Genomic DNA, 13,626 nt, shown 5'->3' with positions numbered 1-13,626 from the left:
TCGATACGCATGCGTTCGGCCATGACCGGGCACAGCGTAGCTCGTTACCTGCATTGAGAAGGCGCGCGCGATGCAACCCGGTAGCGTGGTCATCCCTGGGTCGGAGGCATCACCATTCTGGAGGAGACATGAACTTACGCACCCTGGTTCTTGGACTGGCGGTGGTTGCGACAGCAGGCCTGAATTCCTATGTAGCGCAGGCCGATTCGCAACTCGACAGCCTCATCAAGAATCCTTCGAATTGGGCAGCGCAAGCGGGCGATTACTCGAATCACCGCTACAGCACGCTCAAACAGATCAACGAGAACAACGTCGGCAAGTTGCAAGTCGCCTGGACCATGTCCACCGGTGTGCTACGTGGTCACGAAGGATCGCCGCTCGTCATCGGCGAGACGATGTATATCCATTCGCCATTCCCCAACAAAGTCATCGCAGTCAACCTGAAAGACCAAACCTTCCTCTGGCAATACCAGCCTAAGCAGGATCAGCAAGTCATCTCCGTGATGTGTTGCGACACAGTCAACCGCGGCCTCGCCTACGGCGACGGCAAGATCTTCCTCCAGCAAGCCGATACGAAACTCGTCGCGCTCGATGCCAAGACAGGCGATGTCGTATGGAGCGCGCAGAACGGCGATCCGAAGAAAGGCGAGACGAACACCAACGCGCCACACGTATTCGGCGACAAGGTGTTGACCGGCATTTCGGGTGGCGAATTCGGCGTGCGTGGCCGCCTCGTGGCGTACAACATCAAGGACGGCAAGGAAGTGTGGAAGGCCTATAGCACGGGCCCCGACGATGAGATGTTGCTCGACCCGCAGCAAACCATGACGTGGTCCGACGGCAAGATGATGCCCGTGGGCGCCGACTCGTCGACCAAGAGCTGGCAAGGCGATCAATGGAAGTACGGCGGCGGCACGACATGGGGATGGTATGCATGGGACCCGAAACTCAACCTTGTCTACTACGGCACGGGTAACCCCGGCACGTGGAATCCGACCCAGCGCCCCGGCGACAACAAATGGTCGATGTCGATCTTCGCGCGCGACTTGAATACCGGCAAAGCGAAGTGGGTCTATCAAATGACGCCGCACGACGAGTGGGACTATGACGGCGTCAATGAAATGATCTTGTCGGACCTGAGCATCGGCGGAAAGCGAGTGCCCGCGATCGTTCACTTTGACCGCAACGGCTTCGGCTATACGCTGAACCGCGAAACCGGCGAACTGCTCGTCGCGCAGAAGTACGATCCGGCCGTGAATTGGGCCGATAGCGTCGATATCAAGAGCGGCCTGCCCATTCGCAACGCGAGCTATTCGACACAGAAGGCGGGTCCGGATCACAACGTGAAGGGTATTTGTCCTGCCGCGCTCGGATCGAAAGATCAGCAGCCTGCCGCATATGATCCGAACTCGAGTCTCTTCCTCGTTCCGACCAATCACGTTTGTATGGACTACGAACCGTTCCAGGTCGACTACGTGTCGGGTCAGCCGTTCGTCGGCGCAACGCTTTCGATGTATCCGGGTCCGAACGAGAACGGCGCGATGGGCAACTTTATCGCGTGGGATGCGGCCAAGGGCAAGATCGCATGGTCCAAGCCCGAGCGGTTCTCGGTGTGGTCCGGCGCGCTGGCAACCGCAGGCGGCATCGTGTTCTACGGCACGCTCGAAGGCTACATCAAGGCGGTACGCATCAGGGACGGCAAGGAACTGTGGAAGTTCAAGACGCCGTCCGGCATCATCGGCAACGTGTTCACGTATCAGTACCAGGGCAAGCAATATGTCGGCGTATATTCGGGCATCGGCGGCTGGGCCGGCATCGGCATGGCAGCAGGACTCGAAAAGTCGACGGAAGGTCTCGGTGCGGTAGGCGGGTACCGCGAACTCGCGAAGTATACGGCGCTGGGCGGCACGCTCTTCATCTTCGCTGTCCCGAGTTGATACAGGCGTGAGCAGGATCGCGCGGCGGCATGCGTGCCGCCGCGCATAGCAGAGCCTTGCATAAAAAACATATTGAAGGAGACACGCGAATGATAGGCCGAACCATCCTGGTGTTGTCGATAGCGCTCGTTGCGTCATCCGCGCCTTTCGCTCAGACCTCTTCAGGGGAGATGAAGCCGGTGGCGTATCAGGTCGTCGACGGCAACAAGGTCGACAACGATACGCTGCAAGGATGGCGTACCTGGCGCGCGCTCGCGTGCGAACGCTGTCACGGGGCGAAGCAGGAAGGTCTCGTCGGTCCCTCGCTGGTCGACGCTTTCAAGACGCTCGACAAGAACGAATTTCATCGCACAGTCTTCGGCGGACGTGTCGACAAGGGCATGCCCGACTTCAGCGCGAGCCAGATGATGCAGAAGAATTGGGAGAATCTCTACACCTATTTGAAGGGACGGTCCGACGGCAAGATCAATCCGGGCGACCTGCAAGCAATCGATGCGAAGTGAAGGCATCGCGAGCGGCGCACGATGACCGCTTCTACTCCCGGAGGCTTCATGTTTCAGCGTAAGGCCAGTCGTACGGTGCGATCCGGTCGCATGGCCGCATTGCTGTCAGCGTTTGTTCTGCTTTCGACCGACGCCGCGTTAGCCCAGGGCGCAGGCGGTCCGCCGCCGAACCTGCCGAACAACGACGGCGCGGACGGCGTGTTGCGCGTATGCGCCGATCCGAACAACATGCCGCTCTCGAACCAGAAAGGCGAAGGCTTCGAGAACAAAATCGCGAGCCAGATGGCGAGTGATTTCGGCTATAAGCTCGAATACACGTTCTATCCGCAGCGCATGGGTTTCGTGAGAAATACGCTGCGCGACAAGGTGCCGAATACCGAGCAATACAAGTGCGATCTCATCATCGGCGTACCCAAGGGCTATGAACTCACTGCGACGACGCGGCCGTATCTGCATTCCACCTACGCAATGGTCTTTCCGAATCGCCCGGAATACGCGAACATCAAGACGCCCGCTGACCTCATGAGTCTGCCGCCGGACCAACTCAAGAAAATGAAGCTGGGCATCTTCGTCAAGAGCCCGGCCGTGGACTGGCTCCTCAGGAATAACCTCATCGAACAGGCGGTGTCGTATCAAGGGCAAAGCGGCGATCCCGAGGCGTTTCCCGGCGAGATGATCGAGCACGACCTGTCGCAAGGCAACGTCGATGCTGCGTTCGTCTGGGGGCCGATTGCCGGATACTTCGTCAATCGTTCGGACAACAAAGTAAGGCTCGTTCCGTTCCCGCCGCAGCCCGGCATTCGCTTCGACTTCGAAATCTCCATGGGCGTGCGGTACGGAGAGAAAGCATGGCGCGACAAGGTCGATAACTGGATTGCGTCGAATCAGCCGAAGATCGACCAGATATTGACGAGCTATCAAGTGCCGCTGCTGCCTCTCCAGCCGATGCAACCCGCGCAAGCACAATGAGAACGCCTGCCGTCACTCTATGCGCGGTGATGATCGCGTGCGCGCTGGGCCTGACGCAAGGGCATAGCGCGTTCGCCGCAGCACCGCCGGTTGCTTCGGCGCCGGGGGCGGACATTGCGCCCGCCGAACGCCTCGTGTTCCTGCAGCCGCATATGAGCGGCGTCGAGCCGCAGACGGAACTGGATTACTCCGTGGACTATTCCGGTCCGCCCGCGAAAGTCAGCGATACGGTGCGCGTGCTCGTCGTGAGTCCCGGCAACAGCAAGAACGATGCGCGCGTGACAGACCGCACCGGTCCTGTGAATGTACCCGGCGGTCTCCCTTGCAATCCGGTCATCATCTATTTTCTGGAACACGACATTGCCGAGATGGAGCAACTGACGGGCGGACAGCGGCGCTATTTTCAGCAGCGCGTTCGTCTCGCATTGGCAGCTGCTCCGGCGATCACGCCCGTATCGAGCGATGCCCTCGGAATCGGACGCGGCAAGCATGTGACGGCGCATCAGGTCGTCATTCAGCCTTACCTGAACGATCCCAATGCCGAACGTTTCTCACAGTACACGGGCAAGCGCTATACGTTCGTGATCGCGGACGATGTGCCCGGCGGCCTTCTCATGATTCGCACCGAAGTGCCGGGCACGGGCAACGACTTCGCCCATCCGCTGCAAAGGGAAACGATCACTTATCAAGGGGCGCTCAAGAATCTGTCGCCGCCCGCGGGCGCGCCTGTGAAGGCGGGGAATGTGCCGCGTGCGAGCCGATAAGGCCGCATGAGCGACAAGGTGCGCGTGAATCTCGTCCGCTCGACTACGCGTGCGCCGGGACGCGAAGCATTCATCCCGCAGATGTGTGCGATTTCGGCGCGATCACGCATCAAGGCGCTGTCATTCACATGGCATGCGTTGTTGCTGTTTGCGCTTCTCGTCGGACCGACGCGCGCGGAACCGCCGCTCTCCATTCAGCAGATTGCGCCCGGCGAATACGCGCATCGCGGCCACGATGACATTGCGACACGCGCGAACAGAGGCGATATCGCGAACGTGGGCTTCATCGTCGGTACGCGCTGCGTGGCGGTGATCGACACGGGCGGCACGCTCGCAGAGGGACGCGCGCTGAGGCAGGCGGTACGAAAGATCACGCCGCTGCCGGTCTGCTATGTCATCAACACGCACATGCACCCGGACCATATCTTCGGCAATGCGGCATTCGTGGACGATCATCCGCAATTCGTTGGAAGCGTGAAGCTCGCGCAAGCGGAGGCGTCGCGCGTGGAGAATTATCTTCGCGCGCTGAACCGGGAGCTCGGAGACATCGCCGAAGGTAGTGAAATCATCGGGCCGACGCAAACGGTGGATGGCAGCGCAATGCTCGATCTCGGCGACCGTCCGTTGACCCTGCGCACATGGCAAACAGCGCATACCAACAACGACTTGACGGTATACGATGAGAAGAGCGGCACGTTATGGACCGGGGATCTGCTTTTCGTGCGCTGCATCCCGGTGGTGGATGGAAGTGTCGTCGGCTGGCTTGATGACATCGCACGTATTAAGCAGATGAATCCGCGACATGTCGTGCCGGGACATGGTCCGCTCGATCCGCCGTGGCAGCAGTCACTGGAAGCAGAAGAGCAGTACCTTGCCGGACTCGCGCGTGACGTACGCGAGGCCATCAGGCGCGGGGCGACGATTCAACAAGCCGTAGACACCGTTGGCCTCGATCAGCGCGACAAGTGGTTGCTCTACGAGATTTACCATCGTCGCAATGTGACGGCCGCTTATGCGGAACTCGAATGGGAGCAGTAACAGGCAGCATGGAGGGCATCATGATGACCGATACGCCTGGCTCTATGCGCGCGCGCGGCGCACTGTTCGCGCTGCTTGCGTTGATGGCATCGCTCGCGCAAGCGGCACAGCCGGACGACGACCCGAACAAGGTCGCCCGCTGGCTCGATTTCAAGGAAGGCGCATTCAAGGGACGAACGGTCGATACGCATGGCGAATCCGTCATCACGCTCGACGCTCCAGCACGCGCGGCAGACGCCGCAGTCGTTCCTATCGCAATCAACGCACAGTTCGCGCAAAGTCCCGCGCACTACATCAAGAAGATCTACCTTTTCATCGACGAAAACCCCGAGCCGTACGCGGGCTATTTCGAATTCACGCCCGAGTCGGGACTGGCGAGCATCGAAACGCGCGTGCGCGTGGAGGACTATACGTTCATGCGCGCCATCGCCGAAACAAACGACGGGCACCTGTATAGCGCGGTGCGCTTCGTGAAGGCATCGGGCGGTTGCTCGGCACCCGCCGACAAGGACGACGATGCAGCCGAACGCGCGGCAGGCGCGGTTCGATTGCAATCGGAGGGCGCGGCGGTCGCCGGCAAGCCGCAACTCGCGCAAGTGATGGTGCGGCATCCAAACCGCACGGGCATGGCGATGAACCAGATCACGCGCAACTATGCGACGGCCTATTTCATTCGCAAGGTCGCCGTCACCTATGCGGATAAACCGGTGATGACGGCGAACGTCAACTTCTCGATCAGCGAGAACCCGAATTTTCGCTTTTACTTTCTGCCGACCGGAAATGGCGAGTTGAAAGCGCATATCGAGGACACCAAGAACAAGCAGTTCGAAGGCGCGATCGCTATCCAGACTCAAGCGGCCGGGCAAGCGTCGGCAATGAAATGACGCTGCGCTGCGCGAAGCTACTCATTGCCGCGCTTTTCCTCGCATGCGGTGCGTTGGCTGGACCGGCGATGGCTGCGCTTGCCGGCATGCCCGCGCCAATGCGCATTGCGCCGGGCGTGTACGCGTTCATCGGCACCGGGAACGCCGTGGCGCCGGAGAATCATGGCATCGTCGCGAATAACGGCTTTATCGTGGGGAAGAGCGGGGTAACGGTGATCGACACGGGGCCGTCTTATCGTTATGGCCGCGCGATGATCGAAGCCATCCGCAAGGTGACGCCTTTGCCGGTGACGCTCGTCATCATCACGCATCAAGCGCCGGAATTCGTCTTCGGCGCCGCTGCCTTTCGCGACCAGAACGTGCCGATACTCGCGCATGTTCGAGCGGCGCAACTTATCCATGATCGCTGCTCGATCTGTCTCGCGAATCTGCGCAAGACACTCGGCGAAGATGAGATGGCGGGCTCGCGCGTGACCGTGCCTGACCGCACCATCGACGGGACCACTGAGATAGAGAACGGCGGACGCAAGTTGCAATTGCTGCATTTCGGCCCCGCGAGCACACCCGGCGATCTGGCCGTGCTCGATACCGAAACCGGTGTCCTCTTCGCGGGCAGTCTGGTATCGAATGGCCGAATTCCCGAGCTGCGCAACGAGCAGATACCGGGCTGGCTCGCTGCGCTCGAAAACCTGCGTGCGCTCGATCTGAACACCGTCGTGCCCGCGTTCGGTCCGCCTTTGCGCGGCGACGCGATCTTGCAGACCGGCTTGTATTTGCGCGAGCTCGATGCATCCGTGAAGCAAGCCTATAAGAGCGGCATGAGTCTCACGCAGGCAATGCACGCAGTGCAGTTGCCCACGTTCAGCGGCTATAAGCTGTACACCACCGCGCAGCCGCAGAACGTGCAACGCATCTATCTTCAGTTGGAAAAGCAGTAGCCCGTTCTTTCAAGCAGGCCCACACCAAGGAGACACGACATGGCCAAGCTGGTCGCGCTGTATAAAACGCCGTCGGACAAACAGGCATTCGATGCCCATTACACATCAACGCACGTTCCGCTGGCCAAACAACTACCGGGTCTCACGCGTTATGAGTTGAGCACGGGACCAGTCACGGTGGCGCAAGGCGAATCGCCGTATCACCTCGTCGCCGTGCTCGAATTCGATTCGCTCGATGCGATCCGGTCCGCGCTTGAATCGCCGGAAGGCCAGGCAACCGCCGGCGATTTGTCCAACTTCGCGCAGGCGGGCGTCGAGTTATTGATGTTCGATACCAAGGACGCCTAAGCGTCTTTCAATGTGGCGCGCCCGAATCCGATACGTCGTCGGATTCGACTTCCGGATCGGGCACGCGCAGATCGTCGCGCCGGTGATTGATGACGAGAAAGACGCTCATCAGCACGAGAAAGGCCACGACTAGCATCGCGGCGTTGAGAAACACGCGCTCGTAACCCAACTCGGACACGTCGATGAACCAGTACGGGTAGAACTCCGACTCGCTTCCGCGCCATAGCGTCACGAAGAGATAGCCCAGCGGATAGACGAGCCAGAGCGCGCATCGCCGCCAGGAAAGATGAAAGCGCGGCACGAACAAGAGCCAGTACAACGCAGAAAGCGCGGGGACCACCGTGTGCAGCGATTCATTGACGAACGCGCGATAGCCCGATGGCGTCCATAAGAAGCGCAGCAGCGTGTTATACGCGATGCCGACGAAGACCATATACACGACGACTGCCGTCACGACCGTCGGCTGACGAAAGAAGCGCGCAAGCGGTGCCTGAGCGCGCGTGGCGACACACGTGAAACAGATGGCCGTGAGCAATACCGTCAGATTCGTGAGGTAGCTGCTCATGCGCGCGATGCCGTCCATGACGGTCAGGCCGCGATCGAGCGAGCGTGCGATGGTCAGGTCCGTTTGCGCCGCGATGGCAAGCCACGCGACCATTGCGATAGCCGCAGCCAGAGCGAGCGAAGCAGTGCTGGGGGTATGAAGCGGCAAGTCGGGCTCGTGCCGCCGCGAGTTCTCTTGGGATTGGGACATGCGGTCATTTTATCGGCGCATGTGAAAGCGTGCAGACGGCGCCTCGGCGGTCATGTATGCATTCTGACGCCTTCGTGCGTGACTATTGTCGGGCTTGATCAGAGAACGCGTTATTTGAGCGTGGCGCGCTATGTCCCGGCGTGACCGACGATGCTCAAGAAGTGGCTGCCGGCTTCTGCAAGTAAGCCGGAATTATCGATGTGGACCACGCGCGCATGACGCGGGAGTTCAAACGCGGGCCTGCGTGCGAGCCGCGCCTCGATCTGTCGCGCGTCTTCGCGTCCCCGCCTCGCAAGCCGCGCGGCCAGCACGGCAGGCGCCGCATCGATATGGACGAAGCATGCGTCCGGATAACGCATGAGCGCCTCAGGCGCGTGCTGCCGCGAACCGTTGACGACGACGGAGATGCCGCGCGCGAGCCACGCATCCACTTCGATGCCGATGCCATAGCGCAGACCGAGGCTTTCCCAATGCATCGCGAAGAGGCCGTGAGAAAGGCGCGAGGCGAATTCGTCGGGCGTGAGCGCGATATGGTTCTCGCCGTCAGTCATGGCGCGCGTAATGTATCGATGCGCGAACATCACGCGTGCGCCGACGCGTTCACGCGCGAACGCCAACAGTGAGTCTTTGCCCGCCCCGGAAGGGCCCATGACATAGATCAGCCTCGCGCTTTCCATCTTGCTCATGCGATGTCCTGTGCAATGTTCGCGTTCGAAGATCGATTGTAGAGTGCAACTCGTGATGACAGTATGGTCCGCAACGGCGTCAGACATCGATTCAGTCTGACGAGTCGGCCGCCACGTCCTTTCATTTCCGGGTAACCCCGCGTTGCGGCACATGGGGCTATTCCGTATTCTCACGCGAAACGCATAGTTCGCTATGTGAATCGCTGTTCGCATAGCGAACATTCATCGTCTCTTTCGGAAGGGAATGAAGTGAGCAGAAGTCCAAACGTGAACGTGCAGACGTTCATCAACGAGCATCCGTTTTCGCCGTTCCAATGGCTCATCTTCGGCATGTGCTTCGTCATCGTGCTGCTCGACGGTTTCGATACGGCCGCGATCGGCTTTATCGCGCCGTCGCTGGTTACCGAGTGGCACATCAGCCGGCCGGCGCTCGCGCCCGTATTGAGCGCGGCGCTCTTCGGCCTCGCCGCGGGCGCGTTGCTGTCGGGGCCCTTGTCCGACCGCCTCGGCCGCCGCGCGATGCTGTTGTCGTCGGTGATCATCTTCGGCGTCGCCTGCTTTGCATCGGCGTATTCCGCGAGCCTCGAGCATTTGACGACGCTGCGCTTCATCACCGGCCTGGGCCTCGGCGCGGCCATGCCGAACGCCGTCACGATGATGAGCGAGTTCTGTCCCGACAACCGTCGCGCCACGCTCATCAACCTGATGTTCTGCGGCTTTCCGCTGGGCGCTGCATTCGGCGGCTTCCTCGCGGCGTGGATGATCCCGCAGTTCGGCTGGCGCAGCGTGCTGTTCCTCGGCGGCGTCGCGCCGCTCGCGCTTGCGGTGCTGCTGCTCATCACGTTGCCGGAATCGGTGCGCTACATGGTGGCGAAGTCGAAGCCCGTCGAGAAGATTCGCGCGACGCTTGCCCGCATTTCCGACGATGCTCGCCACGCCGGCTCCTTCTTCATGACCGAAGCCGCGCCTGCCGTGCAGGGGCAGAGCGGCATGAGCGTGGTGTTGTCGCGTTCTTATGTGATCGGCTCGATCATGCTGTGGCTCGCGTACTTCATGGGCCTCGTGATCTTTTATGCATCGATCAACTGGATGCCGATTCTCCTCAAGGAATCCGGCTTGAGCCCGCAACGCGCGACGCTGATTTCCGCGCTGTTTCCGCTCGGCGGCGTCGGCGCGGTGCTGCTCGGCGTGCTGATGGACAAGTTCAACGCGAACCGCGTGATTGCAGCATGCTATGCATTGACCGCGGTGAGCGTCTACTGCATCGGACAGGCCGTGGGCAACGTCGGCTTGCTCGTGCTGGTGGTGTTCCTCGCGGGCGTCTTGATGAACACCGCGCAATCGTCGATGCCCGCGCTCGCCGCCGCGTTCTATCCGACGCAGGGGCGCGGCACGGGCGTCGCGTGGATGCTCGGCATCGGGCGCTTCGGCGGCATTGCCGGATCGTTCCTCGTTGCCGAACTCACGCGCCTGCATTTCAGCTTCGGCGGCATCTTCGCGGTGATCGCGGTCGCGGGGCTCGTCTCTGCGGTTGCGCTCCTCATCAAACAGGCCACTCATCCGCAGCGCGCGGTCAATGCCGATCTCAAGGCTACGGGGCCAGTGGGCCACTGAACCCGTTGTGCGATTCGCGGCGGGTGGTGGCGCGCGCCGCGTTGTCATGTCGATTGTCACGGTGATGGGGGCTTGTCAGCTTGCGAATCGTCAGACCGTGGCACGTCCCATGCTCCAGACGTCTTGCGACCAGCCGTCGCTTGCATCACTCGACGGCCATGCAGAACAAGCTGCAACCATCGCATTCGCAAACCGCCAACAGGAGTCATTCGACATGAAACGTATCGCTCTCTCCTGCGCCGCCGGCGCATTCGCTCTCGTTTGCGCATCCGCGCTCGCGCAGGACAATCCGCCGAGCTCGGCCACGGGCCTGCAAGCGGGCGACAACGCGCAGACCACCACGCAGGGCTCGGGAATGTCGCACAAGCACTCGCATTCGAAGAAGAAATCGCACAGCACGCATTCGTCCTCGAACAGCGGCTCGACCGCTGGCCAGAGCGACAGCGCAACGCCGGGCGGCCCCGGCGCGCCGGTCAGCGCAAGCGGCTCGGGGCAGTAAGCGTAAGCATTACGCTCGCATGATGTAAAAAACGGGACGCCGATGGCGTCCCGTTTCTTTTGCAGCGCGAGCGAATGAAAACTCAGAAGGTCACTTCGCGAACAGCGACGCCATGTTGGCGAAAGCCTTCACTTCCACCGCATTGCCCGACGGGTCGAGGAAGAACATCGTCGCCTGCTCGCCGACTTCGCCCTTGAAGCGAATATGCGGTTCGATGATGAAGCGCGTCCCCGCCGCCTTCAGTTTCTCCGCGAGCGCTTCCCACTGCGGGATGGACAGCACCACGCCGAAGTGGCGCACGGGCACGGCATCGCCATCGACCGCGCTCGTCGAGCGATGACCGGCTTCGTCCGGCGCAAGGTGCGCGACGATCTGATGCCCGTAGAAATTGAAATCCACCCAGTCTTCCGAACTGCGTCCCTCGGGGCAGCCGAGCAGTTCGCCATAGAACGCGCGCGCATCCGAAAGACTGTGAACGGGAAACGCGAGATGAAACGGCGGCATGGCGTCGTGCGGGGTGTTCATGGTCAAGAGGTCCGTGAGGGTTGATCCAGAGAAGCCGCTAGTGTATTCATGAACGAATTCCATGAAAAACGATAAATTGCGGGTCTGAGCAACAACGAAATCGATCGATCACATGCTGCGCGAATTGAGGACTTTCATGGCGGTCGCCCGCCACGGCACCTTTGCCGGTGCAGGGGCGCATATCGGCTTGACGCAATCGGCGGTGAGCGCGCAAATGCAGCGGCTCGAAGCGCATCTCGGCTTTGCGCTTTTCGATCGCACCGGCCGCTCAGCGACGCTGAACGCAGCAGGGCGCCGCACGCTCGAACTCGCCGATGAACTCATCGCGCTCTATGCGCGTCTTGCCGAACCCAGCGGCGAGGAAGGGCGGGGCGGCACGCTTTCGGTAGGCGCAATCGCATCGGCGCATGCTGCGTTGTTGCCCGATGCCATCGCTTCATTCCGGCGCGACATGCCGGCATGGCGCATACGTCTCGTGCCGGGCGTGTCGCTCAATCTGCTCGCACAGGTGGATGCCGCCGAAGCCGACATGGCCGTCATCATTCGCCCGCCGTTTTCGTTGCCTGCGGAACTGCGCTGGCGCACGCTTATCGCGGAGCCGTTCGTATTGCTCGCGCCGGCCGCAAAGAAGCGCGCGACATGGCGTGAGCTGATAGAAAGCGAGCCGTTCATTCGATACGACCGGCGCTCGTTTGGGGGCCGGCAAGTCGACGTCTTCCTGCGCAAGAAGCGCATTGCCGTGCGAGAGGCCATCGAGGCCGATGAACTGCATGGCATCGCGCAACTCGTCGCGCGCGGCATGGGTGTCGCGTTACTGCCGAAGTCGGCGGGCATCGGTGCGTGGCCGCGAGGCACCGTCGCGCACGATCTCGGCGACGATACGTTTCACCGCGAGATCGGTCTCGTCGAGCGGGCGCGGCGCGCCGATCACGACGCAGCGGCGCGGTTTGCCGAATGCATCGCCGAGGCAGCCGCGCGCGGCACGGGTTTAGATCGAGCCAAGGCGGTTGAACGACCCGCGCGGAAGAAGCGCAGATAGAGGCACAAGGTGAATCGCGATGAACGCTCGCTACCTGTTGGCAATGACCGCATGGTTCGAACGCGTGGACCCAGGCACGCATCGGCGCGTCAAGGGCTTGCGGCTCGTGACGGCGTATGGCCTTGCGGCGGCCATCGGCGCACTGCACGATGTGACGCGCGACGTGCCCGCAAGCGTGTCGGTCGGCTCGCTCGCCGCGACGTTCGCGCTGTGGGCGAGCGTGTCCGAGGCGCGCGCGACGCGGCGTGAATCGAGCCGGGACCTCGCGGTGCTGTGCCTCGCGGCGGCGTGCGGCGCGTTCACCGTTGCATGGCTTGGACCGTGGTTCGACGAACACGGCCGCAGCGGTGCCGAGTTCATCCTCGTCTCCGGGGCCTTTTTTGCGGGCTATTTAAAGCGTTTCGGCGTAACGGGCGCTGGCATCGGATCGCAGTTCTATATCGGCCAGGTGGCCGCCTACGTGATGAAGCTCGCGCCGATGGATACGTGGGCAATCGTGGTCGCCCTGCTGATCGCCATGCTCGCGGCCATCGTGCCGCGTCTCTTGAGCGGACCAGCGGAACATCCTGTGGTGCCGCCTGCGCTCGCATCGCAGCCGGTCTATGGCAGACAGGCGGTGTCGCCCGCTTTTGCCATGGGTCTGCAAGCAGCGAGCGGCGCGCTCGTCGTCGCGCTGCTCGATGCGGCGTTCGCGCTCGCCGAATCGGCGTGGGCCATCACGGCATGCGTCTATGTCGTCGCGACGTCCGCGGTGGGAACGGCGGACCGTGTGCGAAGGCGTATCTATGGCACGCTGGTGGGCGTCCCCATCGGAATCATTTGCTTGCCGCTTGCTGAGCATGCGCCGCTTCTCGTCTGGGCGATGGCTGCCATCGCGATGATCGTCTACGCGATGGCGCTGCCGGAGCGCTACGACATCGCGTGCGGAGCCTTCGCCTTTGCGCTCGTCGTGACGCTGGCCGCGAGCGGCGTTCATTCGGTGCCGCTGCTCGCCGCGCGCGCATGGGAGACGCTTCTCGGCGGCGCCATCGGATTGCTTTGCGCAAGGCTGGTGTTTCCTCTGCGGACCGTTCCGCAGCGCGATGCTTGATAGAACGATCGTTCTGTCCCGCTCCGGTATTGACACTG

Annotated in this window: 15 protein-coding genes; 12 read left to right on the top strand and 3 right to left on the bottom strand. The window is 61.7% G+C overall.

The features are described 5' to 3' along the window. Positions 1-128: 128 nt before the first annotated feature. From HWX53_RS09965 to HWX53_RS09930, 8 genes are all read left to right on the top strand, one after another. On the top strand, positions 129-1,937 hold the full coding sequence (locus HWX53_RS09965) for a methanol/ethanol family PQQ-dependent dehydrogenase (RefSeq protein WP_175940701.1): 1,809 nt from the start codon (positions 129-131) through the stop codon (positions 1,935-1,937). Between the two features lie 89 nt (positions 1,938-2,026). Further along, positions 2,027-2,440, top strand: coding sequence for a c-type cytochrome (locus tag HWX53_RS09960; protein ID WP_175940700.1), 414 nt, complete (start codon positions 2,027-2,029; stop codon positions 2,438-2,440). Between the two features lie 90 nt (positions 2,441-2,530). Continuing rightward, positions 2,531-3,409 carry a substrate-binding domain-containing protein gene (locus HWX53_RS09955; protein ID WP_175942303.1) on the top strand — a complete coding sequence of 293 codons (879 nt, stop codon included), beginning with the start codon at positions 2,531-2,533 and terminating at the stop codon, positions 3,407-3,409. Then, a complete protein-coding gene (locus HWX53_RS09950; protein WP_175940699.1) occupies positions 3,406-4,173 on the top strand; it encodes a hypothetical protein in 768 nt (255 codons plus the stop codon). The genes HWX53_RS09955 and HWX53_RS09950 overlap by 4 nt, the downstream gene beginning before the upstream one ends. Positions 4,174-4,179: 6 nt before the next feature. Next, positions 4,180-5,211, top strand: coding sequence for a quinoprotein relay system zinc metallohydrolase 2 (locus tag HWX53_RS09945; RefSeq protein ID WP_244140064.1), 1,032 nt, complete (start codon positions 4,180-4,182; stop codon positions 5,209-5,211). Further along, the gene (locus HWX53_RS09940; RefSeq protein ID WP_244140063.1) at positions 5,199-6,095 is read left to right on the top strand and encodes a quinoprotein dehydrogenase-associated SoxYZ-like carrier; all 897 of its coding nucleotides are present in this window, start codon (positions 5,199-5,201) and stop codon (positions 6,093-6,095) included. Before HWX53_RS09945 ends, HWX53_RS09940 begins: the two co-directional genes overlap by 13 nt. Positions 6,096-6,163: 68 nt before the next feature. Beyond that, complete coding sequence (locus tag HWX53_RS09935; protein ID WP_244140062.1) at positions 6,164-7,033, top strand: MBL fold metallo-hydrolase; 870 nt, start codon at positions 6,164-6,166, stop codon at positions 7,031-7,033. 39 nt (positions 7,034-7,072) lie between these two features. After that, positions 7,073-7,381 (top strand): EthD family reductase, encoded by a 309-nt coding sequence (locus HWX53_RS09930; RefSeq protein WP_175940697.1) that lies wholly within the window; start codon positions 7,073-7,075, stop codon positions 7,379-7,381. Between the two features lie 7 nt (positions 7,382-7,388). On the opposite strand, the gene HWX53_RS09925 is transcribed toward HWX53_RS09930, so the two are convergent. Both HWX53_RS09925 and phnN read right to left on the bottom strand, forming a co-directional pair. Further along, positions 7,389-8,135, bottom strand: a complete 747-nt coding sequence (locus HWX53_RS09925) for a Pr6Pr family membrane protein (protein ID WP_175940696.1) — start codon at positions 8,133-8,135, stop codon at positions 7,389-7,391. A gap of 128 nt (positions 8,136-8,263) precedes the next feature. Then, a complete protein-coding gene (phnN, locus tag HWX53_RS09920; protein WP_175940695.1) occupies positions 8,264-8,821 on the bottom strand; it encodes a phosphonate metabolism protein/1,5-bisphosphokinase (PRPP-forming) PhnN in 558 nt (185 codons plus the stop codon). A 249-nt stretch (positions 8,822-9,070) separates the two neighbouring features. Between phnN and HWX53_RS09915 the strand changes: the two genes are divergently transcribed. Then, entirely contained in the window at positions 9,071-10,435 is a 1,365-nt protein-coding gene (locus HWX53_RS09915; protein ID WP_175940694.1) for an MFS transporter, read from the top strand. A 214-nt stretch (positions 10,436-10,649) separates the two neighbouring features. Beyond that, positions 10,650-10,934, top strand: a complete 285-nt coding sequence (locus HWX53_RS09910) for a hypothetical protein (protein WP_175940693.1) — start codon at positions 10,650-10,652, stop codon at positions 10,932-10,934. A 90-nt stretch (positions 10,935-11,024) separates the two neighbouring features. Here the strand turns inward: HWX53_RS09910 and HWX53_RS09905 are convergent, their stop codons facing one another. Next, on the bottom strand, positions 11,025-11,459 hold the full coding sequence (locus HWX53_RS09905) for a VOC family protein (RefSeq protein ID WP_175940692.1): 435 nt from the start codon (positions 11,457-11,459) through the stop codon (positions 11,025-11,027). Positions 11,460-11,571: 112 nt separating this feature from the next. Here HWX53_RS09905 and HWX53_RS09900 point away from each other — a divergent pair, with 112 nt between their 5' ends. Both HWX53_RS09900 and HWX53_RS09895 read left to right on the top strand, forming a co-directional pair. After that, positions 11,572-12,498, top strand: coding sequence for a LysR family transcriptional regulator (locus tag HWX53_RS09900; RefSeq protein WP_175940691.1), 927 nt, complete (start codon positions 11,572-11,574; stop codon positions 12,496-12,498). Between the two features lie 19 nt (positions 12,499-12,517). After that, the gene (locus HWX53_RS09895; protein ID WP_175940690.1) at positions 12,518-13,588 is read left to right on the top strand and encodes an FUSC family protein; all 1,071 of its coding nucleotides are present in this window, start codon (positions 12,518-12,520) and stop codon (positions 13,586-13,588) included. Positions 13,589-13,626 lie beyond the last annotated feature (38 nt).

This window comes from Caballeronia sp. BCC1704, assembly GCF_902833455.1.
Lineage (GTDB): Bacteria > Pseudomonadota > Gammaproteobacteria > Burkholderiales > Burkholderiaceae > Caballeronia.
Note: the sequence above shows the minus strand (reverse complement) of the source record. Positions and strands in the feature narration are given on the sequence as shown.